Genomic DNA, 17,099 nt, shown 5'->3' on the forward strand with positions numbered 1-17,099 from the left:
ACTCCTCAATGGTTGGTAATGGGTGCAGCGTGTTGATGAGTGGCCAGCGCGTCGGCACTGGTTGTCCTGGTGAAGCGGTCGATGGCGAAGGCCGCAAGGGAAATGTCCGAGTGCTCGCCGAGAATCTGCTGGGCCAGGCGTCTGCCGGTGCCGGGGCCCATCTGGAATCCGCTGCCGCAGAAACCGAACGAGTAGCTGAGTTTGCTCGCCTTGCGGCTGGCGCCGATCACCGGAAGATCGTCGGCGGTGAAGGCCTCGACCCCGGCCCACACACGGTTGACGCCCAGGTGCTTCAGGTGCGGGAACAGGTCGGTCACGGTGCGCGCGCTGGTGCCCAGACGGGTCATGTCGACCTCGCCATGGCGGGCCGGAAAATCCAGCGCGCCGATCAGCTTGCCGCCGATGACCACGGTGCCGTTGGCGAACTGCTTGAACGACAGCGCACGCCCGGTGGCTCCCAGGGTTGGCGCACAAAAGGGCGCGACCCGATGGGTGACCATCAGCATCAGCCCCTCGGGATGCGCAGGCACCGGCTCGCCCACTTGCGCCGCCAGCTCCTGCGCCCAGGCCCCGGCGGTAATCACCAAGTGCTCGGCGCTGAACACCGCGGCAGGCGTCACGACTTTCCACTGACTGCCGCTTTGTTCGATGTACTGCGCCTTGGTGCCTTCCAGCACCTGCACACCGAGTTTTTCAGCGGCCAGACGAAACGCCGTCACGGTTCTGAAGGGCAGTGCATAGCCGTCATCCTTGACCCAGATGCCGCCCACCACATGACGGGCCACAGTGGGGATGATCTCGAACACCTGCTGCTGGTCGATCAGCACTTCATGATCGAAACCCAGCGCCTGAAGCTGCTGCACCCGGCGTCTGCACTCCTCCAGTTCGGCTGGGTTTTCCGCGAGTTTCAGTTGGCCGCTGGCGACGAAACCGCCGTCGTCGCCCAGCACGCTTCCAAGTTCGTGCCACAGCTCACGGGACGACAGCGCCAACGGGATTTCCGCCGTGTGCCGGCCCAGCGTGCGCACCCCTCCGGCGTTGACACCTGAGGCATGACGGGCGCAGTAATCGGCTTCCAGCACCGTCACCTTGACCCCGCGCAGCGCCAGGTGAAACGCGGTACTGAGGCCATGAATGCCGCCGCCGATCACCAGCACATCGCTTTGCCGAGTGCTCTTACTATTCACCGGCAAGCTCTCCCAGTGTGATCGGCTTGATTGGCGGGCGAATCCGGTAATAGCCGACTTCCGACGCCGATACGCCGCGCGCCTTGGCAATGACTTCAGTGACCGTCAGGCCGCACATGCGCCCCTGGCACGGCCCCATGCCGCAACGTCCGAAGGATTTGGCCTGGTTCGGCCCGGTGCAGCCCAGCGCCACGAACTGGCGCAGTTCGCCGGCCGTGACTTCTTCGCAGCGGCACACCATGACCTCGTCGGCGGGGATGCGATTGGCCTCCTTGGGCTGGTACAGCGCATCGAGAAACGGCCGGATGCGCAGGTTCGACTCAAGCCTTGCGCGAAGCGGCTCGGCGCGATAATCGCGCTGGGCGTCACTGAGGGTGCCCAGTTGCCGGGCGATGCCCAATGCGGCCAGCTCGCCTTGCACCGCAGCCGCCTGGGCGCCGCCGATACCGGCGCCATCGCCTGCCACGTAGATGCCGGGCACATCCAGCGCACCCCAGGGGTCGACCTTGGGACTGAAGCACAATTGATCCACGTCCCAGTGATGGCTTGCGCGCAACGACTGGCTGAACTGGATGTTCGGCACCACACCCTGGTGCAGCAACACGCAACGAGTCGCCACCCGCTGAGCCTTGCCGCCGACGGTGAAGACCAGCGCGCGAGCGGCCTCATCGCCTTCAATGGCCAGTTGCTCGGCGCCGGTGTAATGAGCGATGCCGGCGCTGCGCAGGCTGCGCATCAGGTCCAGCCCTTTGCGCAGGTAAGGCCAGGCGCGCAATGCGGCAAACAGGTGCCGCCGCGCACGCCAGTAGTCTTCGGGGCGGGTGGTGTCGACCAGTGCCTTGATCGGCACACCCGCGCGCAGGTATTGCCAGCCCAGCAGGTACAGCAACGGCCCGCAGCCGGTCAGCACCACCGGCTCGCTCGGCGCCAGGCCTGAGCTTTTCAGGAGGATCTGCGCCGCGCCCGCCGTCATCACCCCCGGCAAGGTCCAGCCCGGAATCGGAAAAGGTCGCTCCATGGCGCCGGTGGCCAGCAGCACCGCTCTGGCCTGCAAGGTATGCAGGCGCCCGTCGCGCAGGTAGCTGACCTGATGATCGCGGGTCACTTGCCACACCGCCGCGCCCTTCTCGTACTGGACGCTGGACGCGGCCAGCGCTTGCGCCAACTCGTTGCCATGGGCGTAATCGGGACCAAGCATGTCGCGACGGCCCAGCGGCGCCAAGGTGATGCCCCGGTAAATCTGCCCGCCCGGGCTGCCCTGCTCGTCCAGCAACACCACTTGCAACCCGGAGCGGGCCAGCGCCACGGCGCCCGACATACCGGCGGCACCGGCCCCTACGACCACCACATCGACATTGACCGGATTCATGGCTGCACCTCGAACGTCTCGACATCCACGGGCGCGAACATCAGGTCGCGGGCGCCTTCCTGAGAGCGGATGCGCATGCCGTCGCTGACCTCGATCAGGCAACTCTGGCGATTGGGCACGCCATCGATCTCCACCAGGCATTCAAAGCACACGCCCATCATGCAATAGGGTGCGCGCGGGGATTCGCTGACCGGCGTGGCGCGAAACCGGCCGATCCCGGACATCAGCAATGCTGCTGCGACACTGGTGCCCGCCGGAACATTCAGGGGTTGTTCGTTAAAGGTCAGGCTCACGGTGCGTGTCGACCTGACCTCACTCATGACCGGTTGAAACAGCGGTTCAGTGCGCATGGGAAAACACCTTGTCAGTCAGGAAACGGTCGCCGGTAAACACCCCCAGCTCCTCGGGTTGCTCGCCGCCCATGATCCACGGCGCGATGCGCAGGGCGTGGGCGGCAGCCAGGGTCACGCCGCTGTGGCAGGTGACCACGAACGCCCCCGGATGCCGCGGCGACTGCTGGTAGATCGGAAAACCATCGGGGCTCATGACCCGCAGCGCGCCCCAGGCACGCACCAGCCGCACCTGGCTCAGCAGCGGGAAGGTCGAGACGCCGCGCCGGGCGATTTTCGCCAGCACCTCGGTGGTGGTGCGATCGTCGAACCCCACCTCCTCCATCGAGTCCCCCAGTTGCACGGTGCCCTCGTCGGTCTGCCGCACGTTGATGGTCGGGTAGTCGAGAAACGGCCGGACCCGCTCGCTGACCAGCACCTGCCCGCGGTTGGGCGCCACCGGCGCGTGCAGTCCCACCTGTCGGGCCAGGCCCGGATTGCCAAGCCCCGCCGCCAACACGATGCGTGGCGCGATGAAGCGGCGCTGCCCCGCCGTGACGCAGAACTCGCCCGCCGCGCAATCGATACGATCCACCTGCACCCCACCGATCAGCCGCCCACCACGGGCCTGGGTCGATGCATGCAACGCCCGCAGCAGTTTCAGCGGATTGACGTGGCCGTCCTGGGGCGTGTAACTGGCGCCCACCACCGCCGGGCCGATCAGCGGCAGGCGGGCCTTGAGGTCTGCGGCGTCGAGCATCTGGAACGGGTAGTCGCCCAGCGCATCCTGCAGGGTTTGCAGGCGCGTCTGGCGCTCAAGCATTTCGTCATCGCTGAAGCACATGTGAAAGCCACCCTGCTGCCTGAGCTGCACATCGACGCCGCCATCGGCCAGCAGCATCTCGGCAAACCCCGCCCAGCGCGCCGCAGACGACCGCGTCCAGCGCGAATAGTCCGGCAGGTCGTGGCCCTTGCCCTGCACCCAGACCAGCCCGAAATTGCCCCGCGAGGCGCGGAAGGCATCGTCCCCCTGATCCAGCACCAAGGTGTCCGCCCCGCTGCGCGCCAGGCCATAGGCCACCGCCGTGCCGACCAGGCCGCCACCAATCACGATCACGTCCGCCTGGGTGACGCCGTTTGCATCCTGGCTCATTTGCCTTCTCCGATCAGTACCCGATCCAGCCCGACCAGCCGGTCCAATACCAGCATCAACAGCAGCGTGCCGAGGATCAGCACCGTGGACACTGCGGTGATCAAGGGGTCGATGGTCTGGGAAATCTGGTTGTACATCGCCACTGGCAACGTGGTGGTGCCCGGCGTGGCGACGAAAACGGTCATGGTCAGCTCATCGAAACTCTGGATGAACGCCAGCATCCAGCCACCGATCACACCGGTGCGGATGCGCGGCAACACCACCCGATAAAAGGCCTTCCAGCGGGTGGCGCCCAGCGACAGCGCGGCGTGCTCGATGTCGCGCTCAAGGCCGATGGTCGACGCCAGCGTCAGGCGCAGTGCATAAGGCAGCACTACGATCACGTGGGTCAGGGTCAGGGCCCAGAGCGAGCCGCCGATGTGCGCCAAGGAAAAGAAGCGCAAAAACGCGATGCCCAGCACCACCGACGGAATCATCAGCGGCGACAGCAGAAAGCCGGTCAGCGCGCCACGCCCGGGAAAGTCGTAGCGACTGATCGCCAGTGCCGCGGGAATCGCCAGCAGCGCGGCAATGGTGGCCGACGCCAGGCCCAGCTTGATCGACAGCATGAAGGCGTCGAGCATTTCCTGGTTTTCCAGCAACGCCCGGAACCAGCGCAGCGACAGGCCGTCGGTGGGCAACGAGAGATAGCCCTTGCTGGTGAACGCCATGACCATCACCACCACCAGCGGCGCAACGATGAAGGTGACGAAAGCAGCATGAAACAGCAGCGAGAAAAATCCGTTCTTGTGCATGGTCGTCTACTCGAAGACTTGCTTGAAGCGGCGCTCGGCCAGCTTGCTGCAACCCAGGATGATGACAAGGTTGGCCACCAGCAGAAGCATCGCGATGGCTGCGCCCAGGGGCCAGTTGAGGGTGCCGAGGAACTCGTCATAGGCTGCGGTGGCCACCACTTTCAGGCGCCGTCCGCCGATGATCGCCGGGGTGGCGAAGGCCGAGGCTGCTAGGGCGAACACGATGATCGACCCGGAGAGCACGCCCGGCATGATCTGCGGCAGGATGATCCGGCGAAACACCGTCAGCCTGGAGGCGCCCAGCGACAACCCGGCCCACTCCACTTGCAGGTCCAGGCGCTGCAACGTCGCCCACACCGCAATCACCATGAACGGCACCAGCACGTGGGTCAGGGCGATGATCACGCCGACCTGGGTGAACAGCATCTTCACCGGTTGCTCGGTGATGCCCAGTGCTTGCAGGGCGTCGTTGATCAGGCCGTTATTGCCCAGCAGAATCGCCCAGCCAAGGGTGCGTACCACCACCGAAATCAGCAGCGGACCCAGCACCACCAGCAGGAACAATGAGCGCCAGCGCGGCGCCATTCGCGCGATGATGATGGTCTCGGGAATGCCCAGCAGCACGCACAGCACCGTGACCGCCAGCGCCATGCCGCCGGTGCGCAGGAAGATGTCGTGGAAGTAGCTGTCCTTGAACACCTCCAGGTAATTGCCCAGGCTGTAGGTCGGGATCACGCCTTCGGTGTCACTGAACAGGTTCAGCGACAGCACGGCGGTGAGCATCAGGGGCGCCAGCAGCAGCGCGATGAACACCAGCAGCGCCGGGCCGCTGAGAATCCAGGGCGCGGCGCCGACGTGTTCGGCGTCATACCTGGCCATGGGCGACCTCCCGATCCAGCAGCCGCAGGTCGTCATCGGACCAGTCCAGCCCGACCTCGCTGCCCTCCTCCGGTGGCGGCGTGCCGAGGTTGGGCTGGGTCATGTGCACCAGGCCCAGATGACTTTCCACGGCGATCAGCCACAGATTGCCGAGGAACACCCGCAGGCGGATGCGCCCGCTGACACGGCCACTGCCCGAGGCCGTCAGGCGGATCTTTTCCGGGCGGATGTAGACGTTGACGTCATTGCCCAGCGAGCGGTCCTCGTGGGGTACGTGCAGCAGGGTGTCGTGGACCTGCACATGGCAGCAGCGGGCATTGCGTAGTTGCACGGCGCCGGCAAAGGCGTTGGTCTTGCCCAGGAACGCCGAGGCGAACGGCGAATGGGGCCGTTCGTACGCTTCGAACGGCGTGTCGATCTGCACGATGCGACCCTTGTGCATCACGGCGATGCGGTCGCTCATGGTCATCGCCTCGACCTGGTCGTGGGTCACCAGGATCGTGGTAATGCCCAACTCGCGCTGGATCGAGCGCAGTTCGATGTGCATCTCTTCGCGCAGCTTGGCGTCGAGGTTGGACATGGGCTCGTCGAGCAGCAACAGGTTGGGCCGGATCGCCAGCGCCCGGGCAATCGCCACCCGCTGACGCTGCCCGCCCGAGAGCGCCTTGGGGTAACGCTCCCCCAGCCCGCCCAGGCGTACCAGATCCAGCGCTTCATCGATGCGTTTCTTGCGTTCGGCCTTGGGCACGCCGCGCATCTCCAGGCCAAAACTGATGTTCTGCGCCACGGTCATGTGCGGAAACAGCGCATAGCTCTGAAAGACAATGCCCAGCCCGCGCTGCTCGGGACGGACGTGGGTGATGTCGCGCCCGTCGAGGACGATCCGCCCTTCGGTGGGCTGCACGAAACCGGCGATCGATTGCAGGGTGGTGGTCTTGCCGCAGCCGGAAGGCCCGAGCAGGGCGATGAACTCGCCGTGCCGGACTTCCAGGTTCAAACCGTCAATGGCCTTGAAACTGCCGTAGCTCTTGACGATGCCTTCGAGTGTGAGAAATGCCATTGGCGTGCCACGCAGGCCAGGCCTGCGTCTCCAGGATGGTTTTCGGAAGGATCGGGGATGCCGCTGTCTGCTGACCTGAGATCAGCGCTCTACAGTACGATTCCAGCGGGTGGTCCACTCGCCACGCTGCTGGTTGATCGTGTCCCAGTCGACCTTGATCAGGGCGTTGACCTTCTCGGGGCCGTAAGGCATGCGCGAGGCCACATCGGGCGGCAGCTTCACGGTCTGGTTGACCGGCGCGAAGCCGTTGGCCCGGGCCTGGATCTCCTGGACTTCAGGCGAAAGCACATACTGGATGAACGCCTGGGACAGCTCGGGCTGGGCATTGGGCGTGACGCCGCACGCCGCGATCTGCAAGGCGATGCCGCCTTCCTTGGGGTAGATGAATTTCAGCGGAAAGCCGGTGCCTTGCAGCGCCACGGCGCGGCCGCTGCCGTACACCGCCATGACCACATCGCCGTTCTGCATCATGCCGTCCATTTCCCCGGGCGCGGCCACCCAGGCCAGCACGTTGGGGCCGATTTCATCCTTGAGGGCCTTGAAGCCGGGGTCGATGTTCTTCTCGTCTCCGCCGCGCAGGCGGGCCATTTCGACCAGGGTGTGCAGGCCGTAGGTGTTGGTCACCGGCGGCATGCCGAGCAGCTGTTTGTAGCGCGGGTCGGTGAGGTTCTCCCAGGAGTCCGGGGCTGCCCAGCCACGCTTCTTGAACGCCTCCTCGTTGTAGCCGATGCCGGTGGCGACCACGCCGATGCCGGTCGCTTCGGGGCTCAACCGCGCCAGGGGATAGAGGTCCTTGTACACCGGCGCATCGCTGAGCTTCTCGCACAGGCCAAGCTGCAGCGCCTGGTACATCGGGCCGTCGTCCATCATCGCCACGTTGATCTGCTGCCGGCCTTTCTGGGCCTGCAACTTGGCCAGGGTTTCGGTCGAGTTGCCCGCCACATACACCACCTTGACGTTGTGCTGTTTTTCGAAGGCGGGAATGACCTGGGTCTTGTACATCTGCTCGGTGGATCCACCGACACCGGCGACGTACAAGGTGGGTTCGGCCAACGCCTGCTGGCTCGCAAGGCCCGCGAAGGTCACGGCAAGGGCGAGCGCGGCGCGCTGGAACGGACGAAACGGCGGTGTTGCTGGGGACGAGTTAAGGCTATTCACAGACTATCTCCGAAGTGCATGGGGCAGATCGAACAATGCGTCAGTTGCTTCAACCGAGGCTGAAGCCATGCATGCACGGTGCATGCATATCCGGGGGAATCCATCGCCCGGTGGCGCATCTTCATGTGCGCTATGGGTTGCAATTCGAGTATTGCGACAGGCGTCCCATATGGTCAAATACGGATATCCGGGTTAGTTATTCATATTTGATATGGAAGGTCAGATGAACCTCAGGCAGATCGAAGCGTTTCGAAGCGTCATGCGGCTGGGCTCCATGACCGCAGCAGCCGAGGCGTTGTACACCTCGCAGCCCAACGTCAGCCGCCTGATCGCACAGCTGGAACTGAGCACCGGGCTTAGCCTGTTCAAACGCGCCGGGGTGCGGCTGATCCCGACCCAGGAAGGCCAAGCGTTCTTTCAAGAAGTGGAGCGTGCGTACGTCGGCATGGATTCGCTGAGGCTTTCGGCGAAGAACATTCGCAACCTGGGCACCGGCCGCCTGCGGGTCGCGGCAGTGCCTTCCACCGGCCTGAGCATGATTCCCCGGGCACTGAAGGCCTTTACCGACTCACGCCCGGAACTGACGGTTTCACTGCACGTGAACTCCTCACAGACCGTGGAGCAATGGGTCAAATCGCAATTCTGCGACATTGGCCTGGTGGTCCACCCGGGTGACGTCAGCAGCGAGCAGAGCGAGTTGCTGGCGATGGTGCCTGCGGTCTGCGTACTCCCCGTCTCCCATCCTCTGGCCGAGCGCGAACACATCACCTTCACTGATCTCGAAGGCGAAACCTTCGTTTCCCTGTGCCACGGCGACGGCACCCGCGCACTGGTGGACGGCCTGTTCGAACAGGCGGGTGTGGAACGGGTCATGGCAGTGGAGGCGCAATACAGTGCGATCAACTGCGAGATGGTGGCGCTGGGCATGGGCATCACTCTGGCCCACCCACTGGTGGCCCGCGATTACCAGCATCGGGACATCGTGATCCGGCCATTCAAGCCGGACATCTTGTTTCCCACCTACGTCATCTGGCCGGCGGCCCACGCACGGACCCGGCTGGCTGAAGAGTTTGTAGAAACGCTCAAGGACTTTTACGAAAATGTATTAGGTGTTTCTCGCGAACGTTAACAATCAACTGGGTAAAAGACACATAAACAAAAACGCTGCGATCATCGCAGCGTTTTCATTTAACCGTTCGGACATCAATCAAACCGGACCTCATTATCCGTTCTGACGGCCATAACCCATGGTGGTGTATTCAAGGGTGTGAGTGGCGCCCTGGCTGTCAACGTAGACCATGCTCGACTTGACCAGACCGTCGACTTTCTCTGGATCCTGGGCGGTGGTTACGCTGGAGACCTTGGCTACGTCCAGGCCTTTGTGGCGGTTGTACTGCTCGACCTGGGTCAGCGGACGTGCGCTGTTCGAGGCGGCGGCGTTGTCAGCCAGTTCGTTGGCCGATGCGAAAACGCTGAAAAACGAGAGGGCGGCGAAGGCGACATATTTCATTTTGGATCTCCAGTATCTGAGTAGTCTGCAAGTTGAGCAAAGCGTCTATTCGTTTGCTTCTGGCAGCGATTGTTGCGCGTTATCGTCGCGGCGATAAATATTTGCGGTCGATATGAAACATTGCCCATATCGATATAAACGTGATTATTTCATTCCTGGAAATACAGTATTACTTTAACTAGCGATACAAAAGTTAAACTAACGTTATAGAAATTTCATATGGCCGTAGCAGCACGGCTTGCCGGCGGGAGCGGTGTATCAGTCAATTACAGGTGTCTGACACACCGCTCCCGCCGGCAAGCCGTGCTGCTACGGGGTGGAGTGCGCATGTGACAGGCCGGCTGCAGGCCCCGCCGCTTTCACCGCCGAATCGAATCGGGATGCTCGCCCTCGGCTCGCACCATCAACATGATTGCGTCGCGCTTTTCCAACAGATGGTGCCGCAGGATTTCGCTCAACCGCTTGCCGTCGCGGGCCTGCAGGGCGGTGATCATCTCTTCATGATCGTGCAATGCCCGCTCCCACTTCGGCGCCTGCTGGTTGGACAGGTATCGCAGCGCCTGAATGCGTCGGTTCAGCGACAGGTAGACCTGACGCAGCGCGGTATTGCGCGCGGCGAGGTTGATCATGTCGTGGATGGCGCGGTTGCGCTGGTAGTAGCCGGGCAAGTCGTTCTGGTTCTTGCTCACCACCATGGCGTAATGCAGCGCCTTGATGTCTTCCAGTTCCTGGGGGGTGATGCGCTCGCAGGCCAGCTCCCCGGCGAATGCCTCGATACCGCTCATCAGTTCGAAGGTCTCGCGAATTTCCATCTCCGACATGCGCGAAACACTGGCGCCACGGTTGGGGTTGATGTCGATCAGCCCCTCTACCGCCAGCACTTTGAGCGCTTCACGCAACGGCGTGCGGGAAATCCCAAGGGTTTCGCACAGCTCGCGCTCATTGAGCTTGGTCCCGGGCGGCAGCACGCCTTCGGTGATGAAGCTGCGCAGGTGCTCGACCACGATGTCATGAAGGCGCTGACGCTCGACCTTGAGCGACAGGCGCGGGTCGGGGGTGGCCCCCGACGGCTCGAAATTTTGCATGCAAGATTCCTCTACTGCATCACGAAAAGCTGGCTTCAGGGCGTTTCTTATACTTAAAGCGGGCCATTTGCAGCTGATATTAGCTCAAAGTCGTCCATTGACGTAGCTCAACGAGGTGCTAACGTATTTTGAATTCAAAATACAAAAACAAGAGGAGACACCTATGCTGAAACTCGACTTCCACCCTGCCGGCCGCCACTTCCTGCAAATTCCAGGGCCCAGCCCGGTGCCGGATCGCATCCTGCGCGCCATGAGCTACCCCACCATCGATCACCGCGGCCCCGAGTTCGGCGAGCTGGGTCTGAAGGTTCTTGATGGGATCAAGAAGATCTTCAAGACCCAACACCCGGTCGTGATCTACCCCGCCTCCGGCACCGGCGCCTGGGAAGCGGCGCTGTGCAATACCATGAGCGCGGGCGATGAAGTGCTGATGTTCGAAACCGGCCACTTCGCCACGCTGTGGCAGAAAATGGCGCTGAGCCTTGGCCTCAAGCCGCAGTTCATTGGCAAGCCGGGAATCGAAGGCTGGCGCGGCGGGGTCGATGCGGGGATGGTCGAAGCGCACCTGCGCGCCGACAGCGGCCACCGCATCAAGGGGGTGTGCGTGGTGCACAACGAAACCAGCACCGGCGTGACCTCCGACATCGCCTCGGTGCGCCGGGCCATCGACGCCGCCGGGCACCCGGCGCTGCTGCTGGTCGACACCATCTCGGGCCTCGCCTCGGCGGACTATCGCCATGACGAATGGGGCGTCGATGTCACGGTTTCAGGCTCGCAGAAAGGCCTGATGCTGCCGCCGGGCATCAGCTTCAACGCCCTCTCGCCCAAAGCCCTGCAAGCCAGCAAGAACGCCGGCCTGCCCCGCAGTTTCTGGGCCTGGGAAGAAATCGTCGAGATGAACAAGACCGGCTACTGGCCTTACACCCCCAACACCAACCTGTTGTATGGCCTGTCCGAGGCGCTGGACATGATCCTGGGCGAAGGCCTGGACAACGTGTTCGCCCGCCATAACCGCCTGGCCCACGCCTGCCGCTCGGCGGTCAATGCCTGGGGGCTTGAGATCCAGTGCGCCGACCCTGCCGTGTACAGCCCGGTGCTGACCGGCGTGATGACGCCCGAAGGCATCGATGCCGACCAAGTGCGCAAGCTGATCTACGAGCGCTTCGACATGTCCCTGGGCACCGGCCTTGGCAAGCTCAAAGGGCGCATGTTCCGCATCGGTCACCTGGGCGACTGCAACGATCTGACATTGATGGCTACGCTCACCGGTTGCGAGATGGGCCTGCAGATGGCCGGGGTGAAACTGCAATCGAGTGGCGTGCTGGCCGCCATGGACTACCTGGGAGGCCAATCGGTGCCATTGCGCCGCGACTGATCGCCCTGACGGGCGCTTGCGAGCTTTTCCGCAGCGCCCCCGCAGCACTTTCTCACTATCCCGAATCAACGCGCCGCCATGGCGCGAACAACAAGAAACTGGAGATAGAACATGAAGTCTTTACGTCTGCGCCCCACCACGGTGGTGCTCATCATGCTGTGCGCCATGTACTTCATCACCTACCTGGACCGCGTCAACGTCAGTACGGCGGCGGTCGGATTCGGTAAGGAATTCAACCTGACCAAGACCGAAATCGGCCTGGTCTTCTCTGCTTTTGCCTATCCCTACCTGGTGTTCCAGATCATCGGCGGCTGGGTCAGCGACCGCTTTGGCGCCAAGCGCACGCTGGTGGTGTGCGGGATCATCTGGGCCGGCGCGACGGTGCTGACCGGCCTGGCCGGCGGTTTCGTCTCATTGATCATCGCCCGTTTGCTGCTGGGCCTGGGTGAAGGCGCAACCTTCCCGGCGGCAACCGCGGCGATGTCGCGCTGGGTGCCCAAGGATCAACGCGGCTTCGCCCAAGGCATCACCCACGCCTTCGCCCGCCTGGGCAACGCGCTGGCGCCGGCGGCGATGGTTGCGGTGATGGCGGCCTACGGCTGGCGAGAGTCGTTCTATGTGTGCGCGGGGATCAGTTTTGTCTGGGTGATGCTGTGGATGCTGGTGTTCACCGAACAGCCCAAGGATCACCCGCGCATCTCTCGCCAGGAACTGGACGTGCTGCCGCCGCCCAAGCCCAAGAGCAATATCGCGCTGCCGTGGGGCCGGCTGTTCAAGCGCATGGCACCGGTGACCATCGTGTACTTCTGCTATGGCTGGACGCTCTGGCTGCTGTTGAGCTGGGTGCCGATGTATTTCATGAACATGGGCCTGGACCTGAAGAACACGGCAATCTTCTCCTCGCTGGTGTTTTTTGGCGGTGTGGTGGGCGACACCCTGGGCGGGATCGTCAGCGACCGCATCTACAAGCGCACCGGCGATCTGAACCGCGCCCGCAGCCGCATGGTCGCGATCTGCCTGACCTGCACCCTGGCGGCGCTGGTGCCGCTGATGTTTACCCATGACATGTATGTGTCGCTGGGCTGCCTGGCGGTGGCGTTCTTCTTTTCCGAGATGACGATTGGTCCGATGTGGGCGATCCCGATGGACATCGCACCGGATCATTGCGGCACGGCCAGCGGCATGATGAACACCGGTTCAGCCATGGCGGCGATCATCAGCCCTGTGGCGGCGGGCCTGCTGATCGACAAGTTCGCGAACTGGCAGTTGCCGTTCATGGTGAGCATTGGCTTGCTGGCGATCGGCGTGGTGCTGTCGTTCTGGATGAAACCGCAGAAGCGCTTCGAGTACGGCCAGCCTGCGGCTGCAACGGTTGAGGCGGGAGGGTCTGCGGTGGTCAGCAAGTAGCGGCACAACTTGCCCGCGCCGGCGTCTTCAAGATCGCCATCGCCGGCAAGCCGGACTGCTACGGGGCCAGGGTGATCGCAAATTCCGGGGTGAACCCTAAAACCTGTGGGAGCGGGCTTGCCCGCGAAAGCGATGGGCCATCCACCACCGAAGCGTTAGGTCTGACGCCTTCGCGGGCAAGCCCGCTCCCACAGTTCCGAGCCAGGCGCCGATCACAGGCTCACGTGGTCATTGACCTTCCTTGACCCCATATTCGCGATACACCGGCTTCCAGAAATTCGCCTCGACTGCCTCGCGCAACGCCTCGTCGGACATCTCCTGGGCCACCCCGTCTGCCTGGGCGGCCTTGCCTACGGCAAAGGCGATCTTCTTGCTCACGGCCTGCACATCGCGCAACGGCGGCAACATCTGCCCTGCCCCTGCACTGTCGGCCAGCGCCTGAGCCGAGGCCATCAGCATGCCTTCGGTCACCCGTGTCGCCTTGCTCGCGATGGCGCCCAGGCCGATGCCGGGGAAGATGTAGGAGTTGTTGCACTGGGCAATCGGGAATTTCTTGTCAAACAGCTCGACCGGCAAGAACGGGCTGCCCGTTGCCACCAGTGCCTTGCCCTCGGTCCATTGCAGGATGTCCTTGGGATGCGCTTCGATCTGCGAGGTCGGGTTGGACAGCGGCATGATGATCGGCTGCGCACAGTGCGCGTACATGGTCTCCACGATCTCCTGGGTGAACAGCCCCGACTTGCCCGACACCCCGATCAGCACCGTTGGCTTAAGGTTACTGACCACCTCCTGCAACACCGGCCAGTCCCCGCTGAACTGCCAATGCGCCAATGACTCGGCCGGGTGCGACAGGCGTTCCTGAAAGTCATAGAGCCCGGTCTGTCTGTCCGTCAGCAGCCCCTTGCTGTTGAGCAGATACACTTGCCGACGCGCCTGCGCCTCGCTCACGCCCTCCAGCTGCATGGCCGAGATGATCTGCTCGGCAATGCCGCAACCGGCAGAACCTGCGCCGACGAAGGCGATGGTCTGCTCCGACAGGCGCTGCCCTTTCATCTTGCACGCAGCCAGCAGGGTGCCCACGGTGACCGCCGCCGTGCCCTGGATGTCGTCGTTGAAGCAGCACAACTGATCACGGTACCGCGCCAGCAACGGCATGGCGTTGCTCAGGGCGAAGTCTTCGAATTGCAGGATCACCCCCGGCCAGCGCCGCTTGACCCCATCGACGAACGCCTGGAGAAAACTCTCGTATTCCGCGCCGCGCACTCGCTCATGGCGACGACCAAAATACACAGGGTCCGCCAGCAACGCCGGATTGTTGGTGCCCACATCCAGCACCACCGGCAGCGTATAGGCCGGGCTGATGCCGCCACAGGCGGTGTAGAGCGACAGCTTGCCGATGGGAATGCCCATGCCGCCAACGCCCTGGTCGCCCAGGCCCAGGATGCGTTCGCAGTCACTGACCACGATGACCTTGACGTTGTTCTTGGTGACGTTGCCGAGGATTTCGTCGATGCGCGCCTGGTCGCCGATGCCGATGAACAGGCCACGATGGCTGCGGTAGATCCGGGCGAATTCCTGGCAGGCCTTGCCGACGGTGGGGGTGTAGATGATTGGCAGCATCTCGTCGACATGATCGTCGACGACGCGATAGAACAGGGTTTCGTTGAAGTCCTGCACCGAGCGCAGGAACACATGCTTCTCAAGGTCGGTGCCACAGGCCTTGAACTGCTGGTAGGTGCGCTCGGCCTGTTGTTCGATGGTTTCAACCTGATCGGGCAGCAAGCCGGTCAGGTGCAGGATTTCACGTTCACGGAGGCTGAAGGCCGTGCCCTTGTTGAGCAGCGGCGTGCCCAGCAGAGTCGGGCCCTTGAATCGGGGGTACAGGGGACGGTCGGACGAAGCAGACATCATTACCTCCAGTGCATGTTTTTGTATTTTGAATTCAATATACACCGATGAATCGCAATGCCAAGCTCGGGGCATAAAGCTTCTGGAGATGGGAGTTTAGACACGGACGGCCGTTCGTGGCTGAGCGTTTGCTCGATGGCTGAGCCGGACTAGACTGGCAGTTTCGAGAAACAGGAGACAGCCATGGAAACCGTGAGGGGCGGATGCCTGTGTGGCGATGTGCGGATCACGGCCGTCGGCCGCCCCTGGCGTGTGGGGTTGTGTCACTGCCTGGACTGCCGCAAGCACACCGGCTCGCTGTTCGAGATTTCGGCGATATTCCCGCAAGACGCAGTGACCATCGAAGGCCAGACACGGGACTACGCCGGCCGCCACTTTTGCCCGCGCTGCGGCTCGCCGGTGTTCGGCCGCAACGGCGATGAAGTGGAAGTGAATCTGGGAGCGCTGGACGCTCCCGATCAATTCATCCCCACTTACGAACTCTGGACTGAACGACGCGAAGCCTGGCTGCCGCCCTTTGCCCTGGCCAGGCACTATCGGCACAACCGGGAAGGCAAGGGCCGCACAGAGCCGTGAAACATCAGCGGACACTGGACACCACACAACCCCGTAGCAGTCCGGCTTGCCGGCGTCGGCGATCCCACATTCCGGGTGTAACGAAAACCTGTGGGAGCGGGCTTGCCCGCGAATGCGTCAGGCCTGACGTCACGAGGGTGCTTGACCCACCGCCTTCGTCCGAATGCGGCCCAGACCAAGCCCGCTCCCACAGATCCAGACCAGACGAGGGTCACAGGTTCGCCGGCAAGCCGGACTGCTACGGGGATGTGGAGTAGCCTACTTGACCAGGCGCTTTTCCTTGGACGGCCGGTAGCCGAAATAGGAGCTGTAGCATTTGCTGAAATGGCTGGGCGAGACGAATCCGCAGGCGACCAGCACCTCGACCTGTGACAGTTCGGTGTGCTGCAGCAGGCGCCGGGCCTCGGTGATGCGCAACTCCAGGTAATAGCGTTGCGGCGTGGTGCCCAGTTGCTCTTTGAACAGACGCTCGATCTGCCGTCGCGAGCGCCCGGCGTAGACCGCCAACTGATCCATCTCCAGCGGCTCTTCGAGGTTGGCGTCCATCAGCTTGACCACTTCCTTGAGCGGCGCGCTGACCGAGATATGCCGGCTCGGCTTGATCCGCCGATAGCGCGATTCCTCGAACGACAGGATGTCTTCGATGCCCTCGACCAGTGCCTTGTCGTGCAGCTCCTTGATCCATTCCAGCGCCATGTGAAACGCCCCGGCGGGGCTGGACGCCGTGAGCCGGTCGCGGTCCACGACGAAGGCCTCGCTGGTGACGTGGGTGACCCTGGAGATTTCCGCCAGCGCCGGGCGATGCTCGGGGTGAATCGCGCAGCGGTAGCCCTCAAGCAACCCCGCCTCCCCCAGAAACCAGGCGCCGTTCCACAGGCCTGCCAGGGTGATGCCCAGTTCCGCTGCGGTCACCAGTAGGTTGCTCAGCTCGGTATTGGCCTTCAGTTCCGTGCGATAGCCGCCGCAGATCACCAAGAGGTCCAGGTCCTTGAGCGCAGGGGCATCAAGGCGCGCGTCCGGGCGGATCACCAGTCCCAGGTCGCTGATGACTTCGCCTTCCTGCAAGCCGAAGGTCTTGGAGGAAAACAGCTTGGGACGCAGCAGGTTGGCCGTGACAATGGTGTCCAGCGCCTGGGTGAAGGCTGGCAGTGAAAAGTGTTCCAGCAGCAGAAATCCTGCCCGGGTGTGGGAGCAAGGCTCTTTGCGGCTGTCGTCCAAGTAGCGGAGGTTCTTGCCTTTCATCCCCCCGCTGAACTCTCGTCTTTCGCTCAACGTCTGCCCCGCCCCGTGTTGCCAAACTGCTGTCTGA

The 17,099-nt window shown here is 63.2% G+C and carries 16 protein-coding genes; 4 read left to right on the plus strand and 12 right to left on the minus strand.

Annotated features, from left to right (window positions below):
* Positions 1-5: 5 nt before the first annotated feature.
* From ACIPOO_RS15735 to ACIPOO_RS15770, 8 genes are all read right to left on the minus strand, one after another.
* Positions 6-1,187 carry an FAD-binding oxidoreductase gene (locus ACIPOO_RS15735; RefSeq protein ID WP_274131271.1) on the minus strand — a complete coding sequence of 394 codons (1,182 nt, stop codon included), beginning with the start codon at positions 1,185-1,187 and terminating at the stop codon, positions 6-8.
* Positions 1,180-2,556 carry an NAD(P)/FAD-dependent oxidoreductase gene (locus ACIPOO_RS15740; protein WP_400608443.1) on the minus strand — a complete coding sequence of 459 codons (1,377 nt, stop codon included), beginning with the start codon at positions 2,554-2,556 and terminating at the stop codon, positions 1,180-1,182. Before ACIPOO_RS15740 ends, ACIPOO_RS15735 begins: the two co-directional genes overlap by 8 nt.
* On the minus strand, positions 2,553-2,906 hold the full coding sequence (locus ACIPOO_RS15745) for a (2Fe-2S)-binding protein (RefSeq protein ID WP_400608445.1): 354 nt from the start codon (positions 2,904-2,906) through the stop codon (positions 2,553-2,555). Before ACIPOO_RS15745 ends, ACIPOO_RS15740 begins: the two co-directional genes overlap by 4 nt.
* On the minus strand, positions 2,896-4,038 hold the full coding sequence (locus ACIPOO_RS15750; protein ID WP_400608447.1) for an NAD(P)/FAD-dependent oxidoreductase: 1,143 nt from the start codon (positions 4,036-4,038) through the stop codon (positions 2,896-2,898). The genes ACIPOO_RS15745 and ACIPOO_RS15750 overlap by 11 nt, the downstream gene beginning before the upstream one ends.
* The gene (locus ACIPOO_RS15755; RefSeq protein WP_274131276.1) at positions 4,035-4,832 is read right to left on the minus strand and encodes an ABC transporter permease; all 798 of its coding nucleotides are present in this window, start codon (positions 4,830-4,832) and stop codon (positions 4,035-4,037) included. Before ACIPOO_RS15755 ends, ACIPOO_RS15750 begins: the two co-directional genes overlap by 4 nt.
* Before the next feature lie 6 nt (positions 4,833-4,838).
* A complete protein-coding gene (locus ACIPOO_RS15760) occupies positions 4,839-5,711 on the minus strand; it encodes an ABC transporter permease (protein ID WP_400608450.1) in 873 nt (290 codons plus the stop codon).
* On the minus strand, positions 5,698-6,771 hold the full coding sequence (locus tag ACIPOO_RS15765) for an ABC transporter ATP-binding protein (RefSeq protein WP_400608452.1): 1,074 nt from the start codon (positions 6,769-6,771) through the stop codon (positions 5,698-5,700). The genes ACIPOO_RS15760 and ACIPOO_RS15765 overlap by 14 nt, the downstream gene beginning before the upstream one ends.
* A gap of 81 nt (positions 6,772-6,852) precedes the next feature.
* Entirely contained in the window at positions 6,853-7,929 is a 1,077-nt protein-coding gene (locus ACIPOO_RS15770; RefSeq protein ID WP_274131281.1) for an ABC transporter substrate-binding protein, read from the minus strand.
* A gap of 223 nt (positions 7,930-8,152) precedes the next feature.
* On the opposite strand from ACIPOO_RS15770, the gene ACIPOO_RS15775 reads away from it, so the two are divergent.
* On the plus strand, positions 8,153-9,058 hold the full coding sequence (locus ACIPOO_RS15775) for a LysR substrate-binding domain-containing protein (RefSeq protein WP_400608454.1): 906 nt from the start codon (positions 8,153-8,155) through the stop codon (positions 9,056-9,058).
* A 93-nt stretch (positions 9,059-9,151) separates the two neighbouring features.
* Here the strand turns inward: ACIPOO_RS15775 and ACIPOO_RS15780 are convergent, their stop codons facing one another.
* Together ACIPOO_RS15780 and ACIPOO_RS15785 are read right to left on the minus strand one after the other, a co-directional pair.
* The gene (locus ACIPOO_RS15780) at positions 9,152-9,439 is read right to left on the minus strand and encodes a DUF2790 domain-containing protein (protein ID WP_400608456.1); all 288 of its coding nucleotides are present in this window, start codon (positions 9,437-9,439) and stop codon (positions 9,152-9,154) included.
* 359 nt (positions 9,440-9,798) lie between these two features.
* On the minus strand, positions 9,799-10,524 hold the full coding sequence (locus ACIPOO_RS15785; RefSeq protein ID WP_400608458.1) for a GntR family transcriptional regulator: 726 nt from the start codon (positions 10,522-10,524) through the stop codon (positions 9,799-9,801).
* A 163-nt stretch (positions 10,525-10,687) separates the two neighbouring features.
* Between ACIPOO_RS15785 and ACIPOO_RS15790 the strand changes: the two genes are divergently transcribed.
* Together ACIPOO_RS15790 and ACIPOO_RS15795 are read left to right on the plus strand one after the other, a co-directional pair.
* Complete coding sequence (locus ACIPOO_RS15790; protein ID WP_400608460.1) at positions 10,688-11,899, plus strand: pyridoxal-phosphate-dependent aminotransferase family protein; 1,212 nt, start codon at positions 10,688-10,690, stop codon at positions 11,897-11,899.
* A gap of 111 nt (positions 11,900-12,010) precedes the next feature.
* Positions 12,011-13,306: an MFS transporter gene (locus ACIPOO_RS15795; protein WP_274131291.1), complete on the plus strand. Its 1,296-nt coding sequence runs from the start codon at positions 12,011-12,013 to the stop codon at positions 13,304-13,306.
* Positions 13,307-13,534: 228 nt separating this feature from the next.
* Here ACIPOO_RS15795 and ACIPOO_RS15800 read toward each other — a convergent pair whose 3' ends face one another.
* Positions 13,535-15,214 carry an NAD-dependent malic enzyme gene (locus ACIPOO_RS15800; RefSeq protein WP_400608463.1) on the minus strand — a complete coding sequence of 560 codons (1,680 nt, stop codon included), beginning with the start codon at positions 15,212-15,214 and terminating at the stop codon, positions 13,535-13,537.
* Positions 15,215-15,397: 183 nt separating this feature from the next.
* On the opposite strand from ACIPOO_RS15800, the gene ACIPOO_RS15805 reads away from it, so the two are divergent.
* On the plus strand, positions 15,398-15,790 hold the full coding sequence (locus ACIPOO_RS15805) for a GFA family protein (RefSeq protein WP_400608465.1): 393 nt from the start codon (positions 15,398-15,400) through the stop codon (positions 15,788-15,790).
* 258 nt (positions 15,791-16,048) lie between these two features.
* Here ACIPOO_RS15805 and ACIPOO_RS15810 read toward each other — a convergent pair whose 3' ends face one another.
* The gene (locus ACIPOO_RS15810; RefSeq protein ID WP_400608467.1) at positions 16,049-17,062 is read right to left on the minus strand and encodes a GlxA family transcriptional regulator; all 1,014 of its coding nucleotides are present in this window, start codon (positions 17,060-17,062) and stop codon (positions 16,049-16,051) included.
* Positions 17,063-17,099: the final 37 nt, after the last annotated feature.

Origin of the sequence: Pseudomonas sp. NPDC090201 (genome assembly GCF_044746825.1) — a bacterium.
Lineage (GTDB): Bacteria > Pseudomonadota > Gammaproteobacteria > Pseudomonadales > Pseudomonadaceae > Aquipseudomonas > Aquipseudomonas putida_AD.

What these genes read in the sequence shown, in the direction of transcription:
- ACIPOO_RS15790 (WP_400608460.1), top strand. Translation starts at nt 10,688, where the DNA reads ATGCTGAAACTCGACTTCCACCCTGCCGGCCGCCACTTCCTGCAAATT.
- ACIPOO_RS15780 (WP_400608456.1), bottom strand. Translation starts at nt 9,439, where the DNA reads ATGAAATATGTCGCCTTCGCCGCCCTCTCGTTTTTCAGCGTTTTCGCA.
- ACIPOO_RS15795 (WP_274131291.1), top strand. Translation starts at nt 12,011, where the DNA reads ATGAAGTCTTTACGTCTGCGCCCCACCACGGTGGTGCTCATCATGCTG.
- ACIPOO_RS15750 (WP_400608447.1), bottom strand. Translation starts at nt 4,038, where the DNA reads ATGAGCCAGGATGCAAACGGCGTCACCCAGGCGGACGTGATCGTGATT.
- ACIPOO_RS15740 (WP_400608443.1), bottom strand. Translation starts at nt 2,556, where the DNA reads ATGAATCCGGTCAATGTCGATGTGGTGGTCGTAGGGGCCGGTGCCGCC.
- ACIPOO_RS15805 (WP_400608465.1), top strand. Translation starts at nt 15,398, where the DNA reads ATGGAAACCGTGAGGGGCGGATGCCTGTGTGGCGATGTGCGGATCACG.
- ACIPOO_RS15760 (WP_400608450.1), bottom strand. Translation starts at nt 5,711, where the DNA reads ATGGCCAGGTATGACGCCGAACACGTCGGCGCCGCGCCCTGGATTCTC.
- ACIPOO_RS15765 (WP_400608452.1), bottom strand. Translation starts at nt 6,771, where the DNA reads ATGGCATTTCTCACACTCGAAGGCATCGTCAAGAGCTACGGCAGTTTC.
- ACIPOO_RS15745 (WP_400608445.1), bottom strand. Translation starts at nt 2,906, where the DNA reads ATGCGCACTGAACCGCTGTTTCAACCGGTCATGAGTGAGGTCAGGTCG.
- ACIPOO_RS15755 (WP_274131276.1), bottom strand. Translation starts at nt 4,832, where the DNA reads ATGCACAAGAACGGATTTTTCTCGCTGCTGTTTCATGCTGCTTTCGTC.
- ACIPOO_RS15800 (WP_400608463.1), bottom strand. Translation starts at nt 15,214, where the DNA reads ATGTCTGCTTCGTCCGACCGTCCCCTGTACCCCCGATTCAAGGGCCCG.
- ACIPOO_RS15775 (WP_400608454.1), top strand. Translation starts at nt 8,153, where the DNA reads ATGAACCTCAGGCAGATCGAAGCGTTTCGAAGCGTCATGCGGCTGGGC.
- ACIPOO_RS15785 (WP_400608458.1), bottom strand. Translation starts at nt 10,524, where the DNA reads ATGCAAAATTTCGAGCCGTCGGGGGCCACCCCCGACCCGCGCCTGTCG.